Source organism: Gilvimarinus sp. 2_MG-2023 (genome assembly GCF_030547685.1).
In the GTDB taxonomy this organism is placed as follows: domain Bacteria; phylum Pseudomonadota; class Gammaproteobacteria; order Pseudomonadales; family Cellvibrionaceae; genus Gilvimarinus.
In genome coordinates, this window is sequence record NZ_JAUOQM010000007.1 from 35,713 (window position 1) to 54,502 (window position 18,790).

Consider the following 18,790-nt stretch of genomic DNA (forward strand, 5'->3'; position numbering starts at 1 on the left):
ATTATGAGCCTACCCGAAAACGAACTGGACCCTAAACAGCGCAGCAACGTTTTGCGTCGTACCTATAACAAGGTTAAGCAAAAGTACGCCGGTAAAATACGTGAAAAAGCCATTGAACGAGCCAAAAATCGTATTTATTTGCACGGCCGCAAACCCGATGAGTACGAGCCAGATGTACTGGAAGCTATTGTGAAAGAAGAGGAAGATAAGATCATCAGCGATTACAAATCGCGCGGCATGGTCGCTCTGGTGGCCGCTCTCGGCCTGAGCCTGTTTCCATAATCTTTTCCTAAAGGCATCGCCATGTTTCGATTTCTTGCCAAATCCGCTCTGGCCACTTTTATCTGGAAGCGCTACCACCGCCCGATTCTCGCCACACTCACTCTTTTATTGGGCTATTTTTTAGTGGGGATGGTCCACGGCGATTATGTGGATTACGCTCACAGCGCTCAAGATACCACTGGGCTATGGTTGTCTTACCTTCTCAAATGGGTGCTACTGATCACATTCACGCTGATCTATTATTTTTACCTAAAGCGGATCTTGCGAACTCCCGAGCCCGCCATACAGCAAACACCTCCGCCCACTAACGGAACTAAAAATACCCGCGAGCCTCCAAGTGCCTCCGATCCGTTTGCCGGAATACGCGATAAGAAAACATTAAAAAGTCACGCCGATCGGGCACTGGACAAAGCATTTCGCCCCAAAAACTAACTGTTTTCGTTGGTTGAGGGTCAAGCAGCTCATTTGTTCAGGCGCGTGATCACCCTGTTCACTGTGATCAAAGTAATGATAACTATGAAAATTTGGAATTCACTGCGCTTAACTCTGCTGGCGATGCTCACGCTCGCCAGTATTGCCACAGCTGCCGCGCCGCCTGAGGCCACCCACAGCGATCATCAAGCCGAGCGACTATTTGAACAGGTGTTTGAGCAGTGGGTAGCACTCAGCCCTATGTGGCAAACCCAGCTTGGCCGCGACACAAACAAAGGTCAGTGGGATGATATTTCTCCCGCCGCAAACACTCGGGCGCACCGCTTATACCAACAGCAACTTGAACAGCTACAAGCTTTAGACGCCGATAGTCTATCGCCCGCTAATCAATTAAATCGGCGTTTGTTAATCAACCAACTACAAACCAATATCCGCCACTATCGCTGGCGCAACCACTCCTATCCGGTCAATCAAATGTTTGGTTGGCACTCTCATATTCCCGCGTTTTTAATCAACTCCCACACTATCCAAAACGAGGCGGACATCGCCGCTTTTATTGCTCGCCTGCATGGTGTTGCACCACTGATTGAACAATTGATTAAACACTTACAACATCAGGCCGAGCAGGGCATTTTAGCGCCGAGCTTTGTTTACCCCCTGGTAATTCAGGACAGCCGAAATATCATCAGCGGCGCCCCTTTTACAGCGACGGCAATCAGCGCTACCGACGGTGCTTCAAAGCCCAGCCCGTTGTGGCAGCACTTTACCCAACAGCTCGATGGTTTGGCGTTACCCCAGGCCAGAGAAAAGCGCTACCTAAATGCCGCTCGCGACGCGCTACTAAACTCTGTTGAGCCGGCCTATCAAAACCTTATTCAAACACTGACCACTCAGGAGCAAGCCTCTGATACACGCGCTGGAGTCTGGAAATTACCACAGGGCGATGACTACTACCGAGCCAAGCTCAAAGCGATAACAACCACAGAGTTCAGCGCCGAGCATATTCATCAAATGGGACTCGACGCCGTAGCCAGAATCCACCAAGAAATGAAGCAATTGCAAAAAACCATTGGCTATAAAGGTGACTTATCTGCTTTTTTTAATCACCTCAAACAAGACCCCACTTTGTATTACGCCAATACACCGCAGGGGCGACAAGATTACTTGGCCGACACCCGGAGTATTATTGCTGACATAAGACAGTTGCTGCCCGATTTATTTGGCCGACTCCCCCAAGCCGAATTAGTGGTAAAAGCGGTGGAACCCTTTCGGGAAAAATCAGCAGGCAAAGCTTTTTATCAGTCGCCCGCCCAAGATGGATCCCGGCCCGGCATTTACTACGTCAACCTGCACGATCTATCGGCTATGCCACGCTATCAAATGCAGGCACTGGCCTACCACGAGGCGCTACCAGGGCATCACATGCAAATTGCCATCGCCCAGGAACTAACCAACACACCCGCATTTCGCCGCCATAGCCATTACACCGCATATATTGAAGGTTGGGGTTTGTACGCGGAAAAAGTGCCTCAAGAGCTTGGGCTTTACCAAGACCCTTATGCCGATTTTGGCCGGCTCAGCTTTGAGCTCTGGCGGGCTATTCGACTTGTGGTCGATACCGGCTTGCACCACTATCGCTGGAGCAAAGAACAAGCGATTGATTACTTTGCCAGCAACTCGCCCATGACGCGACCCGATGCCACCCGCGAAGTAGAACGTTATATTGTTATGCCCGGGCAAGCCACCGCTTATATGATCGGTTTGCTAGAAATCGAAAGGCTTAAAAGCGAGAGCCAACAGCGGCTCGGCGATGACTTCGAACTCAGTGATTTTCACGATGTCATACTGGGCTCTGGCGCCTTACCGTTGAACATTCTGAAAGAACAAGTTGACGCTTGGATTCGCTCGAAAAGCGCCCAATAGCAATGATACAATCATCCTTTGAGACACCAACACAGAGATTTTATATGCGGAGTTTACGCACGTTCGTCTTATTCACGCTATCAGTATGCTGTTTACAAGCTTTTGCCGGCCCGCGTGAATTGGGAATTGAGTACCGAGTCATGCGATCGAATTACATTATGTTAGAAGAAATTACTAGGCGGTGCCCTGAAATTGAGTTGCCGGATTTAGTCTCTAAAAAGACCGTCAATGATGAGATGCATGATAAAGTGGGGCCGGAATACTTCCCTAAACTTTACAGTATGATTGCACAGTCAGACCTCAGAACGAATGCCCTCAAGACTATTGATAAACTCTTTGAGCAGGTCGACGGCTGTAATGATCCAGCACTGAACAGGTCGATACTTCGGTTAGAGCAAGTACATAATCGCTCTTATGAAAAATTTAAAGCTGAAGAGCCAACCGCACGAAGTGAACCTGTTCCTATACCAATGCGTCGCGACAACTAATTAGTATCAGTGGGTGGGCTCTTAATGTGTGGCGCCCGCTCCTATTAAAGAAACAGAAAGCTCCCACCAAAACTATTTACACCCACAGCTGACTCTGTCACAAAAACACCCAACTAACCGCAAAACCCGCGACGGCATTGTGCTCGGTTTCCACCAGCGGACTGTCGACAAAATCGGCACCCTGTATATTTGAATATCGAAAATAAAACGCATACCAATAATCACTGAATCGACGACTTAAAGACACTTGACCATTGAAGCCATTGTAACCACTGCGCGCGTTAAACTCTGGCCGCTCTGGGGTGACATACTCGGGTTTTACCGAATAGTAGTAATCGTGGTATTTGCCGCTGGCAAGTACCGGTCCGGCGCGCAGGGTCCACCGCCAGCCATCACCGTGATCAAGCCGATAGATTAGAGAGGGGGTACTGGTAATACCTATATAATCTGGCGAGCCATCGCCCACAGTAAATACCGCACGCAATGGTATACTCAGCGACAATCCGTCCGAAAAGTGCTCGCCGGTTAGATTAATGTTGACCGCAGGCCCCACCTCTAATGTCGACAATAACTCCGGCATCCCCAAACGCAATGCGTTTTTGTCACTATCGGGCGTAATTGATAACGCCATGCTGGCATTAAGCTCAATACTATCGGTACGCAAAAAATCACCGCGCACGCCATCGCGATCGGTTCTAATCACTGGCCCGCGATACACCACATAGGGCAGTGGAGCAATATACTCGTGGTAAGTTTTCGAGCCTTTATAGTCAGGAGCGGTAAGCCCTCCCAACCCAACACCTACTTCCCAACGCTTAACGTCCGGCTGTTGTGACGCGCTCTCTTCTTTTGTCTTTTGCGCAACGGCCAATGTACTCATCAAGCAAAATAAAGGCATGAAGATTAAATAAGGCTTAATCAATGTAAGGTATCCTGCCCGAACATGGCGCGTACATCAGCCGTAGAAAATGAATACACTTGATTACAAAACTGGCAATCAATGGTAATTGCTCCCTGCTCCACCAATAAACTTTCCACCTCATCCCGGCCTAAGGATTTCAGTGCATCTTCACTGCGCTGGCGCGAGCAGCGACATGAAAATTCTAAATATGCTGGGTCAAACAATCGTACCGAAAGCTCGTGAAACAAACGAAATAATAATTCGCTGTGCTCTACCCGCAGCAGCTCTTCTCTCTTAACCGTTTCGCTCAAAGCAACCGCGGTATACCACTGATCTTCGTTCACCTCGTCCGTTTCGGCCAATTGCCGAGGCAGCGCTTGCAGTAAGAGCCCTCCGGTTCGCCCTGAATCAGCCGCCAACCACAAACGAGTTTTCAACTGCTCGGATTGATAGAAATAATGTTCCAGACACTCAGCCAAGGTATCGGCCTCTAAGGGGACAACGCCTTGATAGCGCTCGCCCTGAGTAGGATCAAGCGTGATGGTCAACACCCCTTGCCCCATTAAGTCGGCTAAGCTATGAGCTCCATCTTTAAATTCTGCGTTTTCGGCTAATCGGACAATACCGCGCAATGCATTGTGGTGAGTGCACTCGGCCATCATCAAACCAATTGGGCCATCACCCTTCGCTTGCAGCGTCATAATGCCATCGAACTTTAGGGTACTGGACAAAAGAGCCGCGGCGGTTAGCAATTCGCCCAACAATTGTTGAACAAAATCTGGATACGCGTTGTTGGCCAGCACATCTTGATAACTTTGCTCTAGCGAAACGATTTCACCGCGTATATCACAGTCATCAAAAATAAAACGATGCAATAAATCTTTATTACTCATAACACCTCAAATTGGTTAGCAATGCTCGGCAATGGACTGCTCTAATTCTTTTTCGCGTTCTTGGCGCTCACGTTCAGAAATATCATACTCATTACCCTCTTCATCGACAAAATAAACAGGACCTTTCAGCTTGCGTAAATACTCTTTCGCCTGAGCGCAGCGTTGATCTTGCTCCTGTTGGGCTTGTTGTTCCTGGCGTCTTTTTTGGGCAGTCTCGCTCGTCAGCTCTTCGTTTTCACCTTCAGGGAAAACACGGTTTAATTTCTTCGTTTCCTGGTGACTTTCATCGACATTAACAGGTTTAAGTGTTTTTTCGATTGACTCGGCCTGTACATCTCCTGGATTGCGATCACTGTAATGAACTTTTCCATCACTGTCGGTCCAACGATATAACTCAGCGCCACATACCGCTGGCACGCTTATCATCACCATTAATGCTAACTTCCATCCTACACGCATTGATCCTTCTCCTTTGTTTTTACCATTGTTGCCGGTTAGTCTTCATCCATAATTCGCCGAAATCGGTGTATTTGTCGGCGCTGCTTTTTGTTGGGCTTGTGTTCACTCACAATAAACGCCCCTAGACCTGCCTTGCGCTCGGTGGCACGCCGCTCACGCAGCTCGATACTGGCCTGGGACTCCCGGTAAAGCTTTTGCGCCTCTGGGGCGCCGCGACGTTGATCAGTTAACCCCAGCACTTCGACAGCTTTATCGTCCCACCCCTGGCGAACGGTAACCATGGCGCTGGCCTCAATTTCACGACTGGGTTTTACCCGCTGGCCATCCACCTGAACCTTGCCAGACTCAATCGCTTGTTTCGCCAGACTGCGGGTTTTAAAGAATCGAGCGGCCCAGAGCCATTTATCAATACGTACTTTATCCATGGCGCTATTATGCCACGGGTGGCATGATTTCACTGAAATGTTGAATCGCAGGATAACCTTTGACTCGCCGTTCGATATAACTGTCTGGCTGATGAATGGCCAGCAGGTGACCGATGCCATAATCCCGCGCCGAGTCCAACACCCGCAGGGTATCATCGACAAATAAGGTGCGCTCTGCATTAAAAGGCACTCGTTCAGCCAGTGAATGCCAAAATTCCTGCGCTTCTTTTGGGTACTTAAATTCGTGAGAGGAAATTACCAAATCCAACCACTGATCCAAATCGGTCAACTCAAACTTTAATGACATACTCTGTGGGTGGGCATTGGTAACCAAGATCGCCTGCTTGCCGGCAACGCGCAGACGATTGAGGAACTCCTCCACATGGGGGCGAATTTGTATCTTATGCTGAATTTCCACCTTCAACGCCCGAATGTCTAAATTGAGTGTCTCCGACCAATACTCCAGACAATACCATTTCAATTGACCCTGCTCGGCCGCTATTTGCTGCTCCAACCGGGAGCGTACATCTGCAAAGGGCTGGCCGTGTATTTCAGCGTAGCGTTGGGGCAGATGCTGCGTCCAGAAATAGTTATCAAAATGCAGATCTAGCAAAGTGCCATCCATATCCAACATTACGGTATCTATTGATTGCCAGTCGACCATTGTTTACCCCTGCACTGAATTCAGTGCGCATTTTAGCATTCAACGGCGGGAGTTTGACCCGCCACCCTCGCAGACTGATGTAAAACCCATAACTAACCCGAGAACCAGTACCGCGGTATTATGTTTTGTAAATTCGCCGCTAAAATCGCATAACCTGCGAGCTACCAATGTTAATGTCGGCTTTTTAATTAAACATCGAGGTGAACCACATGCAGTATTTACGCCCTATAGGGCTGCTAACGCTTCTCTTGACCGCCATAATGGGCTACGCCGCGCAAGAGCAACCCAGTTATGACGCGCGACTAAGCCAATATAGCTACCCCTACCCGGTACAAACCTTTAGTTTTCAATCGCAGCGCCAAACACTGCAAATGAGCTATATGCACCTAGCGGCTCAAAACAACAAACCGACCGTGCTCTTGCTGCACGGCAAAAACTTTGCCGCCGACTACTGGCACAAAACCGCAGAATTTTTACACGCCCGCGGTTACGGCGTCTTAATGCCGGATCAAGTCGGTTTTGGCAAATCATCTAAGCCTAGCCATTACCAGTTTAGCGCCGAAGGCCTGGTCAACAACACCCGCACCTTAGTGCAGTCTCTCAACCTTGAGCAGGTGATAGTGATCGGCCATTCCATGGGGGGTATGCTGGCTAGTCGCTATGCACTTAACCACCCCAACGAAGTCGAAACTCTCGTGCTAATCAACCCGGTGGGGTTAGAGGACTATCTTAAGTACGTAGAGTACAAAGATCCGGAATTTTTCTATCAAAGCGAACTGAAAAAAACCGCCGCTGATGTCATACGCTACCAAAAAAAGCACTACTACGACGGCAAATGGCAATCGGAATATCAGGCGCTAACCGAGATACACGCCGGTTGGATCAACGGCCCCGATTGGCCGCAGGTAGCCTGGAATAACGCCCAAACCTACGATGTGATTTTTACCGGTGCGGTGGTTAATGAATTCCCGCAAATGGCCGTACCGGTACACCTAATTATTGGCACTCGGGACACCACCGGCCCCGGGCGCGGCTGGAAAAAAGCCGGGGTTGAATACACCCTGGGCCAGTACGATAAATTGGGTAAACAAGCGGCCCGTGCCATCCCCGATGCTCAATTGCACGAGTTAGACGGTATCGGTCATATGCCGCAATTTGAAGCATTTGAGCGCTATAAGCAGGTGTTGCAAGAGATTTTTGACTAAAAGTAATACAAGAGTCCTGCGCAAACATAGAGCTCGGCAGGCTCGCTCTGGTATTATGACTCGAAGCAGAGGGTCGATACTGCGCTTAATGAGCCGCAGTATCGACCCCAACTACAATCAAGCGAATAACCGTCAATCAGCGGAAAACGTATGCCCAAACCTGTCATCTTGCAACGTCAAACCGTCGCCCGCAGCCGCCTTTTCCGGGCCGAAGAACTCCAGCTTGAATTTTCTAATGGCGAGCGACGCACCTATGAAAAGCTCTGCAGTGGCGGCCCCGGGGCGGTGCTAATGGTGCCTATGCTGGACGATTCCACGGTATTAATGGCTCGCGAGTATGCCGGTGGCCTGGAGGACTACCATTTATCGCTCCCCAAAGGCGCTATAGATGCGGGTGAAAGTCCCGAACAAGCGGCCAACCGAGAGCTTAAAGAAGAGGTTGGGTACGGCGCAAAATCCATCCAGCTGTTAAAACAAGTGCACCTTTCACCCTCTTACATGGAACACAAAATCAATATTTTGCTGATGCGAGACCTCTATCCCGAGGTTTTACCAGGGGACGAACCGGAACCCATCGAGGTGGTGCCTTGTAAACTGGACGACCTTTTTCAACTGGTGATGCGCGACGATGTGATCGAAGGACGCACCATTGCTGCACTGTACTTGGCCCAGCACTGGATGACGCAACATTCATCATAACAATTGTGCGACATTTACGCCCATCCTCGCTCCAAATCAGTCTAACCGGACGGATTACCTGTTAACCCTAGCGTGCTAAGCTCATTCTTTACCAATGCAAACACGTAACAGGGAGCTAGTTATGGCACATGCACAGCGTCAATTTGGTGTTTCCATTAATATCAATCACACCGGCCGCTTAAGGCAGCAGTTAATTTCCGAAATAACCGGTCTGGAAAGACAGGTGCACGAATTAAAGTTGCAGGGCAAGGCCGTTGATTTTTCCTTAATGGCGTCTTATAAAGAGTTGATCAACAGCCGCAAAGACCTGTTGAAAAAGCTTCCCAACTCTTGGTGTTGGTAGCCACACATTAAAGCTTTATAGCTGGCCAACAAAATTACAGGGGCCGTGCCGCGAATCCAGCTGCTCTTGAATAATCGTCCAGGCAGTTTTACACGCCCCAGTTGATCCCGGCAGACAAAACATTAAAGTGCGATTGGCAAGGCCCGCCGTCGCGCGCGACTGAATGGTCGAACTGCCGATTTCGCGATAAGACACCTGCCGAAACAGCTCGCCGAAACCTACCACCGTTTTATCAAACAGCGGGGTTACCGCCTCAACCGTAGAATCGCGCCCGGCAAAACCGGTGCCGCCGGTAATCAACACCACCTGAATATCATCCCCGGCAATCCAGTTCGATACCAGCGCGCGAATTTGGTAAATATCGTCTTTGACTATGGCGCGATCTAACACCTTATGCCCGGCAGATTCGGCCAGTTCTTGCAGCGCCTGCCCCGAGGTGTCGGTGTCGCGATTACGGGTATCGGACACGGTTAGCACGGCAATATTTAACGGTACAAATACTTTTTCACGACTCATAAAACAACGTTCTCATTAATAGCAAGTGGGCAGAGAAAGCCGCACTAACCGCATAGCAAAAGTAACAGCGTGGGTTTTAGTCTCTTTCATACCCTTTCAAGCGCGCGCTTCGCTCTAACCACCGGTCATATTCATAAAGCGCACCACCTGAACATCGGATGATTGCACATCAAAGCTGTGGGCCTCGGGTTTAATCTGCACCGCCTCACGAATGGCCGCTTCGAGCTCTTCATTGGTACTTCCCGGCCGACGCAGCACGTGGCGCAGATCGCGGCTATGTTCTTGGCCTAAACACAACAACAACTTACCGGTGGCGGTCAGGCGCACCCGATTACAGCTGCCGCAAAAATTATGACTGTGAGGGGAGATAAACCCAACCTTTGATTGGGCGCCTGCCACCGTCCAGTAGCGCGCGGGGCCACCTGTCTGCTCGGCGCTGGGCACCAAGTTAAACTGGCGGGACAACTCCGTACGCAGCTCATCACTGGAAATGTACTCGGCTACCCGACCATGGCTGGTCACCTCACCCATAGGCATTTCCTCAATAAAGCTAATATCGAGATTGTGCGATAAGGCAAACTCCACCAGCTGACCGGCCTCATCAGCGTTGTAATGTTTAAGCGCAACACAGTTGAGCTTGGTGTGACGGAAACCAGCGGCGATAGATGCCTTTATACCTTGCAGTACATTTGCCAACTGACCGTGGCGAGTCATGGTATGAAACTTATCGGCCGATAGGGTATCCAGACTAATATTAAGGCGCGACAACCCAGCGGCACGCAACGGCTCAGCCATCTCGGCCAAGCGGGTGCCATTAGTGGTCATGCAGAGCTCTTGTAAACCCTCAATGGCGGCCAGTTTTTCCACCAGAGACACAATGCCCTGCCGCACCAGTGGTTCACCTCCGGTCAGGCGAATTTTTTGCACGCCCAACCCCACAAACATCTGCGCCAGCCGCTCGAGCTCTTCCAGCGACAACACCTCTTTGCGAGGCAGGAAAGTCATGTCCTCTGCCATACAATAGACACAACGCAAATCGCAGCGATCGGTGACCGACATACGTAGGTAGCGTATCTCTCGACCAAAACGATCGACTAAAATGGGCGTTAATAGTTTTTGCATAACATTGATAGTAACAAATTCCCGCCAAGGAGGATTAAATACTCGCAGCATGAAAGACAATCCTCCAGCTGCCACGATCTTATTTGCTTTTATCAGGGCAAAATCCAGACCATGACGCGCCCTCCAAGGCCAATACCGGTACTCGCCTCCAAGACCAAGCCTTTTTAGCAAGCGGCTAAGATTTACATCCTTTACTTAATACAAGCCTGCACTACTTTATGGCAAGCAAAAAATATCGCACGACACAAGCACCATGATTGACCACTTAAAATCCTCACTAAAATCTCACATTCGGTGCACATGATGGTGCACTGCGCACCATTACAACACTTTGAAAATTACGGGCAATTTTCAATCAATTTAAAAACAACCTCATAACCTTATGATTTATAAGAATTTAAAAAAATTTATACACCTTTCTTTATCACTGGCACCGACTTTGCTCTTACCCAGATCAAACACCCACAGACAATGGCTGCCCTGTACGGCCCAAGTGAGAATGCACCATGCACAACAATACACCGCCCCCCAACACTATCATGTCGCTCAACAGCAAAATGTCGAGCCAGCCGGGTAAGGTATTGCTGGTAGGGGCCGGGCCGGGTGACGCCGAGCTGTTAACACTAAAAGCTCTCAAGGCGATAGAAAGTGCCGACGTTATTTTCTATGACCAGCTAGTTAGTCAGGAGATCCGGGCGCTTTTCCCCAAAAGCACGCCGGCCATTTATGTGGGCAAAGTAAAAAACCACCACAGTGTTGCTCAAACAGATCTCAACCAAATGCTGGTAGAGCACGCCAAACGAGGATTAAACGTCTGCCGAATTAAAGGTGGCGACCCTTTTGTTTTTGGTCGGGGTGGTGAAGAGCTTCTGACATTGCGTCAAGCCGGTTGCGATGCCGAAGTCATTCCCGGCATTACCGCCGCCTCTGGCTGTACAACCGCCGCCGACATTCCCCTGACCCATCGCGGTGTCGCACAAGGCTGCACGTTTGTCACGGGGCACGGCGAAAAAGATTTGAACCTAAACTGGCAAGCACTGGCAAATTTAAGCCATACCTTGGTTTTTTACATGGGCGTCAGTAAAGCCGAACACATTCAAACCCAATTATTACAAGCCGGTATGAGTGGCCATACACCAGCCGCTTTCATTGAAAATGGCTGCCGCAAAAATCAGCGTGTGGTAACCACCACTGTGGGCGAGCTTTTTCAAACCGGTCAAGAGCACGGCGTACAGTCCCCCGCTCTAATCGTGGTGGGTGAGGTGGTACTAATGGCCCAGCAACTGCAAGACCTTGTATCTCAACAATCAACAGGCCAACCAGAAAGCCTGAGCGCATAACCGAATTAGCAGAGGAAGAATCATGACTACAGAACGCATCATCGTCGTCGGCAACGGAATGGTTGGTCACAAGTTTATCGATACTGTTATCAACAGCGACAACGCCGAAAAATTTGAAATTGTTACCTTCTCGGAAGAACCTCGTCTGGCGTATGACAGAGTAAAACTGTCCGCCTATTTCTCTGGCTCAAGCGTCGACGATTTAATGTTGACCTCCGAGGAGCACTACCAAAGTGCCGGCGTCGTTTACACCCTGAACGACAAGGTAGTAGAAATCGACGGTGACGCAAAAACCGTTACGACCGCTGCGGGCAAGGTAGAGGGTTACGACAAACTGGTTCTCGCCACTGGCTCCTTCCCTTTTGTGCCGCCTATACCCGGCAAAGACCAGCCTCACTGTTTGGTGTACCGCACCATTGAAGATCTGGAAGAGATCACCGCATCGGCCCAAGAAAGTAAAGTCGGCGTTGTTGTCGGCGGCGGCCTGCTCGGTTTGGAAGCGGCAAATGCGCTTAAAAACCTCGGCCTGGAAACTCATGTAGTTGAATTTGCGCCGCGCCTAATGGCGGTTCAGCTAGATGAAGGCGGCGGCGACTTACTGCGTCGCAAGATTGAATCATTGGATGTGAATGTTCACACCGAAAAGAACACCAAGAATATCGGCGCCGGTAAAAAACGTCGCTATGTTATGGAGTTCACCGATGGCAGCGAATTGGAAACCGACATGATTGTGTTTTCTGCCGGTATTCGTCCACAAGACGAATTGGCTCGCAATAACGGCATTGATATTGGAGAGCGCGGCGGCATTGTCGTTGACAACTTTTGTCGCACCTCCGTCGAAGACGTATACGCTATCGGTGAATGTGCCTTATGGGACGGCAAGATCTTTGGTTTGGTCGCCCCCGGCTACCATATGGCCAAAGTGGCTTACTCGCACATCAATGGCAGTAGTGACCAGTTTACCGGCGCCGATATGAGCACCAAGCTCAAACTGCTTGGCGTCGACGTGGCCAGTATCGGCGATGCTCATGCCCGTACTCCGGGAGCGCAAACTTACACCTACGAAGACGGTGTTAATGAAGTCTACAAGCGCATTATCGTCAGCGAAGATGGCAAAAAATTGCTGGGCGCCGTTTTGGTGGGCGACGCCGAAGCCTACGGCACACTGCAACAAATGTGCGTCAACGACATGGCTCTGCCCGACTCACCCGAGCAATTGATTCTGCCGGCCTCTGACGGCAGCGCTGGTGCCAGCATGGGTGTCGATGCACTGCCTGACACTGCGCAGTTGTGCAGCTGTTTGGATGTCACCAAAGGCGATATTGTCGATGCGGTGCAGGGCGGTTGCTGCTCCATGGGGGACATCAAAGATAAAACCGGTGCCTCTACCGGCTGCGGCGGCTGTGCCGCGTTGGTAAAAAGCGTGATGGACAAGGAGCTGGAAAATCTCGGGGTGGAAGTTAACAACCACCTCTGTGAGCACTTTGCCTACTCCCGCGCCGAACTGGCCGATATTGTTCGCGTTAAAAAAATTGAATCCTTTGATGCCCTGCTCGACAGTCACGGCCAGGGTGGTTTGGGCTGCGAAATTTGTAAGCCGGCGGTGGGTTCTATTCTGGCCTCGTTCTGGAACGATTACGTTTTAGAAGACAAGCATATGGGGCTGCAGGATACCAACGATATTTATCTCGGCAATATGCAAAAAGACGGCACCTATTCGATTGTGCCGCGCGTGGCCGGCGGTGAAATCACCCCGGATAAATTAATTGTTTTAGGGCAGGTCGCGAAAGAATTTAATCTTTACACCAAAGTTACCGGCGGCCAACGGATCGATTTGTTCGGCGCCCAGTTGCACGAACTGCCAACTATCTGGAAACAGTTGGTTGATGCAGGCTTCGAGACGGGACATGCCTATGGTAAATCCTTGCGTACGGTCAAGTCCTGCGTCGGTAGCACCTGGTGTCGCTACGGCGTGCAAGACAGTGTCGGCATGGCTATCGCGCTGGAAAATCGCTACAAGGGTGTGCGCTCGCCCCACAAAATTAAATTTGGTGTATCGGGCTGTACCCGCGAATGCGCCGAGGCCCAATCAAAAGACTTCGGCATTATTGCCACAGAAAACGGCTGGAACTTATACGTTTGCGGTAACGGCGGTATGCGCCCTCGTCACGCCGATTTATTTGCCACCGACCTGGATGACGAAACGCTGGTGAAATATATCGACCGCGTGATGATGTTTTATATCCGCACAGCGGACCGTCTGCAGCGAACCTCAGTGTGGTTGGAAAACTTAGAGGGCGGCCTGGATTATTTGCGCGATGTCGTGATTAACGACAAGCTCAGTATCGCCCAAGAGCTGGAAGATAACATGACCAGCAATATTGGCAAATACCAGTGCGAGTGGAAAACCACCATTGAGAGCCCGGAAAAGCTCAAACGCTTCCGCCACTTTATCAATAGCGAAAAGCAAGACGAGAATTTGGCCTATGTGGTCGAGCGCGATCAGCGCCGCCCCGCGAATGAAACCGAGCGCGAGAACCAGATTCCCGCCGTCGAAGTCACGGTGTAAAGGAGATTTCTAACATGACCAATCAAACCATCAACACATCCGAGGCAAGCCAGTGGGTTGACGTGTGCGACATCAACGACCTGACCCCGGAAACCGGCGTATGCGCGCTCGTAGGTGAACAACAAGTCGCGATTTTTTATTCCGGCAAGCTCGACCAGCTATTCGCCATTGATAACTACGACCCTATTGGCAAAGCCAATGTATTATCCCGCGGTATTATCGGCTCAATTGGCGAGCGCATTTGTGTGGCCTCACCGCTGTATAAGCAACATTTTGACCTGACCACAGGCGAGTGCCTGGAGCAGGCGGAACATCGCATCAGAGCGTATCCGGTCAATCTGGCAGGCAACCGCGTGCAGGTTGGCATCCGTTAACAGCGTCTTCGCCACAAGCCAATGCAGGTGGCGGTGTAACAGCAAAAGGGGACGCCCGGACTCTAAACGGGCGTAACTTTACTTAGCAATGCTTTCTTCCCCCGGTAACTTCATGGTATCGGACTTCTGGTGGCCACTTGGCCACCTTTTTTTATGCGCGGCTTTAAGCGCCATCTTTAAACAATTACCCCCGCAGGGTAGATTCCGACTTATACAGTGTCCTATTATGACCAAAACAACACCATGAATATGGAGATTTAGCTATGCGTTTAAAACATTGGGGGATATGGCTAGCAGCCATTTTTTGTGTCGCCGTTGCACCTTTAAGCTGGGCGGGGCCACGAGTGGCGGTAGTCGACTTTGAAAATAAAAGTCAGCACGGCGGCTGGCGAGTAGGCCGCGGCGCGGCCGATATGCTCACCACCGAGCTGGTCAAGGGCACCAATTTCGATATTTTTGAGCGCGATCGCCTCAACAGCATCATGCAGGAACAAAACTTTGGCTCATCGGGTCGGGTTGATACCGCCACCGCAGCCAAAATCGGTAAGATCATCGGCGTTCAATACATTGTCACCGGCTCGGTCACCGAATACGGCCAAAGCAGTTCCGGCGGCGGCGGCGGCGGCATTAATGTTGGCAAAAAGGGCTACCACGCCTCGGTAGATGTACGCGTGGTTGATGTGAACACCTCGCGCATTCTGTTCGCCGATACCGGCAACGGCCACAAAGCGTCCATGAACGTTCGTGTTTTTGGTTTTGGCGGCGGCGAGAGCTGGAATGAAAAAAGCGCCACCGAAGCCATGCGCGGCGCTATCAATGAGCTGGTCACCAAGCTGGACAACGCCGATTTCGCCAGTAGTACAGCGGCAGCTCAACCCGCCGGACCGGTATTATTGGCCGACGTAGCCGGCTCCGACATTATCCTCAATGCTGGCAGTGGCGCCGGCCTTAAATCAGGCCAAACCCTCACGGTTAAGCGCAAGGGCCGTGAAATTAAAGACCCGGCAACCGGTGCCGTGCTTAAAGTGACCTACAAAACCATTGGTAAAATTAAGCTTACCAGCGCCGAAAGCTCCTATGCCGAGGCGACAGTGGTCAGTGGCAGCGACTTTAAAGTCGGCGATATCGCCGAACCATAAACCGCGCTAATGCAAACCACGGGGGGCCTTACTGGCCCCTTTTTTGTATCTGGCGGGTGACACCGGTAATGCTACAATGCATGCTTTTACCGAGACCGCACCATGTTGCAAGGCGTTATTTTCGACCACGACGGTACCCTGGTGGACTCCGAGCGCAAACACTATCAGCTATGGGCCGATTTACTGTCCGAGTTTGGTGTTGATTTTAGCGAACAGATCTACCGAGACCATCTTGCCGGCATTCCCACCACAGCCAGTGCCGAGTACTTAACCACACACTACTCATTGCCTATTACCGCTCAAGCGTTGTATGAGAAACGCGAACGGGCTAATACAGTCGCCTTGAGCGAACAGGCCTGTCCCTTAATTGCTGGCGCCTTGGCACTGGTGCAATGGGTACACAGCCGCAACCTGGCCATGGCCATTGCCACTGGCGCACCCGAGCGAGAAGTGGAGCCAACCCTAGTACAGCACGGGCTGGGCGATTATTTCCCGATTGTGGCCAGCCGCGATAAAGTCGAGCGACCCAAACCTGCCCCCGATGTTTATCAACACGCCTTAACACAAATGCAGCTGAAGGCGGCACAGTGCATAGCTATCGAGGACAGTGCCACGGGGCTGCAGTCAGCCCTGGCTTGCGGGCTGGAGTGTATTGTGGTGCGCAACGACTATTCACGCGGCCACAATTTTGCCGGTGCCAGCGCCGTGTTCGAACATATGGATGAAGTAAAAAACTATTTAGCTCAGCGCCTATAGCTCTCAACAACGTTTAAAGCCATGAAGTGGCACCACCAAACCTGCGCTCGCGCGCCTTGCCCAAGGCGCTTGTGTGGCGGCAGAGAGTGACAAAATTAACGGCATAGAGCACTAGCGCTGGCAGGCGGTACAATACACCGTGGCGCGCTGCCCAAGTTTGATTTCTTTAAGCGTTTTCGCGCAACCGGTACAGGGCTCACCACCGCGGCCATAGACATTTAGTTGTTGTTTAAAGTAACCCGGCTTACCATCGCCGCCGACAAAATCACGCAGGGTGGTTCCCCCTTGCTCGATTGACCGGTCGAGCACAAATTTAATCCGGGTCACCAGAGCTTCACATTCGCGCCGCGATAAGCTGCCCGCCTTGCGAATGGGCTTAATTCCCGCCATAAAAAGCGCTTCATTGGCGTAAATGTTCCCCACCCCCACCACAATTTTACTGTCCATTAAAAACGTTTTAATGGCTGCTGTTTTTTTGCGGCTGCGAGAAAATAATAGTTCGGCATTGAACTCATCCGTTAATGGCTCCGGCCCTAAGTTCTGCAACAATTTGTGTTCCAGCGCATCACCCGCCTGCCCCCCCGCTTGCCAGAGTATCGATCCAAACCGGCGCGGGTCGTGATAGCGCAGGGTTTGCTCGGCAAACTCAATATCGACATGGTCATGGCTGCCCGGCGGTGTTCCTCGGGGCACCAGGCGCAAGCTGCCCGACATACCCAGGTGAATCAGCACCGTGCCTTCTGTCACCTGCAAGAGTAAATACTTGCCGCGACGGCCGACGCTTTTAATACGGCGCCCCACCAAAGTCTGGGCGAGTATATCCGGCACCGGCCAGCGCAAACTGGGCTGGCGGACCGCAATTTTACAAACACGTCGACCGAGAATATGCGGCTCGATACCTCGGCGAGTGGTTTCAACTTCGGGTAACTCAGGCATGGTGTCCTATCAAAAAAGCGTTATTTAGCCAAACTTTGCGATAAGAGTGAACAGCAATATCACTTTAATCGACCATTTCGTACAATGGCCCCTCTATTATTGGCGAGGCTTGCTCTATGTTGCTGGGTGTTGATACCGGTGGAACCTTTACCGACTTTGTCGTGATCGACCAGGGGCAATTGCGGGTTCACAAAGTGCTCTCAACCCCCGAGTGCCCAGAGCAGGCCATCTTACAGGGTATCGAACAGCTGGGACTCACACCCAATATCCGTGAGGGTGACATCGCCATTGTGCACGGCAGTACCGTAGCGACCAATGCTGCGCTGGAGCGCAAAGGGGTGACCACACTGTATGTCACTAACCGCGGCTTAGCCGACCTACTCAGTATCGGCCGACAGACCCGCGCTGAGCTCTACAACCTCACCCCGGCGGCTCCCGAGCCACCGGTTGAGCCAGCTCTGTGTGTGGAAGTCGGTGCGCGCCTGGCCGCAAACGGTGAGCGCCTCGAGCCACTCACCAGCGATGACATCGAACGTTTACAGTCGGCAATCGCCAAGCACCGACCGCAGGCGGTGGCGATAAATTTACTCTACTCTTTTCTCGACGACGGCGATGAAATAGCGCTGCAACAGGCCTGCCCCGAGAAGATATTTGTCAGCCGCTCCTCTTTTGTCCTGCCCGAATACGGTGAGTACGAGCGCGGTATTGCCACCTGGCTCAATGCTTACTTAGGCCCCAAGGTACAGGGGTACCTACAGCGTTTAGCCCAGGGCGTCAGCCCCTGCCCACTGGGAGTGATGCAGAGCTCGGGCGGTACCATTGACGCGCAACAAGCCGGCAACCGCGCGGTGAATTTGCTGTTATCCGGCCCGGCCGGAGGCTTGGCTGCGGCGCTGTTTATCGCCCGTCAGCGCGGCGGTGATGGCAAGCCGGAGCCCCTGCTTACTTTCGACATGGGCGGCACCTCCACCGATGTCGCCATGATCATCGACCAGCTACAGCTCACCAACCAAGGCCGCCTGGGCCCATACCCAGTGGCGGTACCCATGGTGGATATGCACACCATTGGCGCCGGCGGTGGCAGTATCGCTCAGGTGGATGCCGGGGGCTTGTTGCACGTTGGCCCCGAGTCGGCCGGTGCGCATCCCGGTCCCGCTTGCTATGGTAAGGGCGGCACACAAGTCACCGTGACCGACGCCAACGCCTATTTGGGGCGCTTGCGGCCCGAGTATTTTCTCGGCGGCGCCATGCCCTTAGATCAGTCAGCGGCCGAACAAGCCATTGCGCAGCTGGCGGCAGACTTAAAATTGCCCGCGCTGCAAAC

The 18,790-nt window shown here is 51.6% G+C and carries 21 protein-coding genes; 13 read left to right on the top strand and 8 right to left on the bottom strand.

All coding sequences use genetic code 11. The features are described 5' to 3' along the window. The first annotated feature begins 3 nt into the window (after positions 1-3). From Q4526_RS01770 to Q4526_RS01785, 4 genes are all read left to right on the top strand, one after another. On the top strand, positions 4-282 hold the full coding sequence (locus Q4526_RS01770; protein ID WP_215975008.1) for a dihydrouridine synthase: 279 nt from the start codon (positions 4-6) through the stop codon (positions 280-282). A 21-nt stretch (positions 283-303) separates the two neighbouring features. Beyond that, on the top strand, positions 304-714 hold the full coding sequence (locus Q4526_RS01775) for a hypothetical protein (RefSeq protein ID WP_215975009.1): 411 nt from the start codon (positions 304-306) through the stop codon (positions 712-714). A gap of 84 nt (positions 715-798) precedes the next feature. Then, positions 799-2,637 (top strand): DUF885 family protein, encoded by a 1,839-nt coding sequence (locus Q4526_RS01780; RefSeq protein WP_303609502.1) that lies wholly within the window; start codon positions 799-801, stop codon positions 2,635-2,637. A 158-nt stretch (positions 2,638-2,795) separates the two neighbouring features. Further along, positions 2,796-3,125, top strand: coding sequence for a hypothetical protein (locus Q4526_RS01785; RefSeq protein ID WP_215975010.1), 330 nt, complete (start codon positions 2,796-2,798; stop codon positions 3,123-3,125). Between the two features lie 97 nt (positions 3,126-3,222). On the opposite strand, the gene Q4526_RS01790 is transcribed toward Q4526_RS01785, so the two are convergent. From Q4526_RS01790 to yrfG, 5 genes are read right to left on the bottom strand one after another with little or no spacing between them, the layout of a single operon-like run. Further along, positions 3,223-4,047 (bottom strand): MipA/OmpV family protein, encoded by an 825-nt coding sequence (locus Q4526_RS01790; RefSeq protein WP_303604675.1) that lies wholly within the window; start codon positions 4,045-4,047, stop codon positions 3,223-3,225. Continuing rightward, positions 4,044-4,919: an Hsp33 family molecular chaperone HslO gene (hslO, locus tag Q4526_RS01795; protein WP_215975011.1), complete on the bottom strand. Its 876-nt coding sequence runs from the start codon at positions 4,917-4,919 to the stop codon at positions 4,044-4,046. The genes Q4526_RS01790 and hslO overlap by 4 nt, the downstream gene beginning before the upstream one ends. A gap of 15 nt (positions 4,920-4,934) precedes the next feature. Continuing rightward, a complete protein-coding gene (locus tag Q4526_RS01800; RefSeq protein ID WP_215975012.1) occupies positions 4,935-5,378 on the bottom strand; it encodes a DUF4124 domain-containing protein in 444 nt (147 codons plus the stop codon). A gap of 35 nt (positions 5,379-5,413) precedes the next feature. Then, a complete protein-coding gene (locus tag Q4526_RS01805) occupies positions 5,414-5,803 on the bottom strand; it encodes an RNA-binding S4 domain-containing protein (protein WP_215975013.1) in 390 nt (129 codons plus the stop codon). Between the two features lie 7 nt (positions 5,804-5,810). Beyond that, positions 5,811-6,467: a GMP/IMP nucleotidase gene (gene yrfG / locus Q4526_RS01810; RefSeq protein ID WP_215975014.1), complete on the bottom strand. Its 657-nt coding sequence runs from the start codon at positions 6,465-6,467 to the stop codon at positions 5,811-5,813. Between the two features lie 209 nt (positions 6,468-6,676). Between yrfG and Q4526_RS01815 the strand changes: the two genes are divergently transcribed. The 3 genes from Q4526_RS01815 to Q4526_RS01825 all read left to right on the top strand — a co-directional run bounded on the left by Q4526_RS01815 (position 6,677) and on the right by Q4526_RS01825 (position 8,714). Next, complete coding sequence (locus tag Q4526_RS01815) at positions 6,677-7,672, top strand: alpha/beta fold hydrolase (RefSeq protein ID WP_303609503.1); 996 nt, start codon at positions 6,677-6,679, stop codon at positions 7,670-7,672. Between the two features lie 150 nt (positions 7,673-7,822). After that, positions 7,823-8,371 carry an ADP compounds hydrolase NudE gene (gene nudE, locus Q4526_RS01820; RefSeq protein ID WP_215975015.1) on the top strand — a complete coding sequence of 183 codons (549 nt, stop codon included), beginning with the start codon at positions 7,823-7,825 and terminating at the stop codon, positions 8,369-8,371. 121 nt (positions 8,372-8,492) lie between these two features. Next, positions 8,493-8,714 (top strand): hypothetical protein, encoded by a 222-nt coding sequence (locus Q4526_RS01825; protein WP_215975016.1) that lies wholly within the window; start codon positions 8,493-8,495, stop codon positions 8,712-8,714. A gap of 15 nt (positions 8,715-8,729) precedes the next feature. On the opposite strand, the gene moaB is transcribed toward Q4526_RS01825, so the two are convergent. After that, positions 8,730-9,230: a molybdenum cofactor biosynthesis protein B gene (gene moaB, locus Q4526_RS01830; RefSeq protein ID WP_215975017.1), complete on the bottom strand. Its 501-nt coding sequence runs from the start codon at positions 9,228-9,230 to the stop codon at positions 8,730-8,732. A gap of 114 nt (positions 9,231-9,344) precedes the next feature. Continuing rightward, a complete protein-coding gene (gene moaA / locus Q4526_RS01835) occupies positions 9,345-10,403 on the bottom strand; it encodes a GTP 3',8-cyclase MoaA (RefSeq protein WP_368411079.1) in 1,059 nt (352 codons plus the stop codon). Between the two features lie 488 nt (positions 10,404-10,891). Here moaA and cobA point away from each other — a divergent pair, with 488 nt between their 5' ends. From cobA to Q4526_RS01860, 5 genes are all read left to right on the top strand, one after another. Continuing rightward, on the top strand, positions 10,892-11,692 hold the full coding sequence (gene cobA / locus Q4526_RS01840; RefSeq protein ID WP_215975028.1) for a uroporphyrinogen-III C-methyltransferase: 801 nt from the start codon (positions 10,892-10,894) through the stop codon (positions 11,690-11,692). A gap of 22 nt (positions 11,693-11,714) precedes the next feature. Next, a complete protein-coding gene (gene nirB, locus Q4526_RS01845) occupies positions 11,715-14,261 on the top strand; it encodes a nitrite reductase large subunit NirB (RefSeq protein ID WP_215975018.1) in 2,547 nt (848 codons plus the stop codon). Positions 14,262-14,275: 14 nt separating this feature from the next. After that, positions 14,276-14,635 carry a nitrite reductase small subunit NirD gene (gene nirD / locus Q4526_RS01850; protein WP_215975019.1) on the top strand — a complete coding sequence of 120 codons (360 nt, stop codon included), beginning with the start codon at positions 14,276-14,278 and terminating at the stop codon, positions 14,633-14,635. Between the two features lie 263 nt (positions 14,636-14,898). Further along, on the top strand, positions 14,899-15,774 hold the full coding sequence (locus Q4526_RS01855) for a CsgG/HfaB family protein (RefSeq protein WP_215975020.1): 876 nt from the start codon (positions 14,899-14,901) through the stop codon (positions 15,772-15,774). Positions 15,775-15,876: 102 nt separating this feature from the next. Beyond that, on the top strand, positions 15,877-16,530 hold the full coding sequence (locus Q4526_RS01860) for an HAD family phosphatase (RefSeq protein WP_215975021.1): 654 nt from the start codon (positions 15,877-15,879) through the stop codon (positions 16,528-16,530). Between the two features lie 111 nt (positions 16,531-16,641). Here the strand turns inward: Q4526_RS01860 and mutM are convergent, their stop codons facing one another. After that, positions 16,642-17,466, bottom strand: coding sequence for a bifunctional DNA-formamidopyrimidine glycosylase/DNA-(apurinic or apyrimidinic site) lyase (gene mutM, locus Q4526_RS01865; RefSeq protein ID WP_215975022.1), 825 nt, complete (start codon positions 17,464-17,466; stop codon positions 16,642-16,644). A gap of 116 nt (positions 17,467-17,582) precedes the next feature. Here mutM and Q4526_RS01870 point away from each other — a divergent pair. After that, the coding region (locus Q4526_RS01870) for a hydantoinase/oxoprolinase family protein (protein WP_215975023.1) at positions 17,583-18,790 on the top strand (1,208 nt) is incomplete at its 3' end.

Bases quoted from the DNA above. Each gene is read 5' to 3' on its own strand.
- Q4526_RS01770 (WP_215975008.1), top strand. From the start codon at position 4: ATGAGCCTACCCGAAAACGAACTGGACCCTAAACAGCGCAGCAACGTT.
- Q4526_RS01775 (WP_215975009.1), top strand. From the start codon at position 304: ATGTTTCGATTTCTTGCCAAATCCGCTCTGGCCACTTTTATCTGGAAG.
- Q4526_RS01780 (WP_303609502.1), top strand. From the start codon at position 799: ATGAAAATTTGGAATTCACTGCGCTTAACTCTGCTGGCGATGCTCACG.
- Q4526_RS01785 (WP_215975010.1), top strand. From the start codon at position 2,796: ATGTTAGAAGAAATTACTAGGCGGTGCCCTGAAATTGAGTTGCCGGAT.
- hslO (WP_215975011.1), bottom strand. From the start codon at position 4,919: ATGAGTAATAAAGATTTATTGCATCGTTTTATTTTTGATGACTGTGAT.
- Q4526_RS01800 (WP_215975012.1), bottom strand. From the start codon at position 5,378: ATGCGTGTAGGATGGAAGTTAGCATTAATGGTGATGATAAGCGTGCCA.
- Q4526_RS01805 (WP_215975013.1), bottom strand. From the start codon at position 5,803: ATGGATAAAGTACGTATTGATAAATGGCTCTGGGCCGCTCGATTCTTT.
- yrfG (WP_215975014.1), bottom strand. From the start codon at position 6,467: ATGGTCGACTGGCAATCAATAGATACCGTAATGTTGGATATGGATGGC.
- Q4526_RS01815 (WP_303609503.1), top strand. From the start codon at position 6,677: ATGCAGTATTTACGCCCTATAGGGCTGCTAACGCTTCTCTTGACCGCC.
- nudE (WP_215975015.1), top strand. From the start codon at position 7,823: ATGCCCAAACCTGTCATCTTGCAACGTCAAACCGTCGCCCGCAGCCGC.
- Q4526_RS01825 (WP_215975016.1), top strand. From the start codon at position 8,493: ATGGCACATGCACAGCGTCAATTTGGTGTTTCCATTAATATCAATCAC.
- moaB (WP_215975017.1), bottom strand. From the start codon at position 9,230: ATGAGTCGTGAAAAAGTATTTGTACCGTTAAATATTGCCGTGCTAACC.
- moaA (WP_368411079.1), bottom strand. From the start codon at position 10,403: ATGCTGCGAGTATTTAATCCTCCTTGGCGGGAATTTGTTACTATCAAT.
- cobA (WP_215975028.1), top strand. From the start codon at position 10,892: ATGTCGCTCAACAGCAAAATGTCGAGCCAGCCGGGTAAGGTATTGCTG.
- nirB (WP_215975018.1), top strand. From the start codon at position 11,715: ATGACTACAGAACGCATCATCGTCGTCGGCAACGGAATGGTTGGTCAC.
- nirD (WP_215975019.1), top strand. From the start codon at position 14,276: ATGACCAATCAAACCATCAACACATCCGAGGCAAGCCAGTGGGTTGAC.
- Q4526_RS01855 (WP_215975020.1), top strand. From the start codon at position 14,899: ATGCGTTTAAAACATTGGGGGATATGGCTAGCAGCCATTTTTTGTGTC.
- Q4526_RS01860 (WP_215975021.1), top strand. From the start codon at position 15,877: ATGTTGCAAGGCGTTATTTTCGACCACGACGGTACCCTGGTGGACTCC.
- mutM (WP_215975022.1), bottom strand. From the start codon at position 17,466: ATGCCTGAGTTACCCGAAGTTGAAACCACTCGCCGAGGTATCGAGCCG.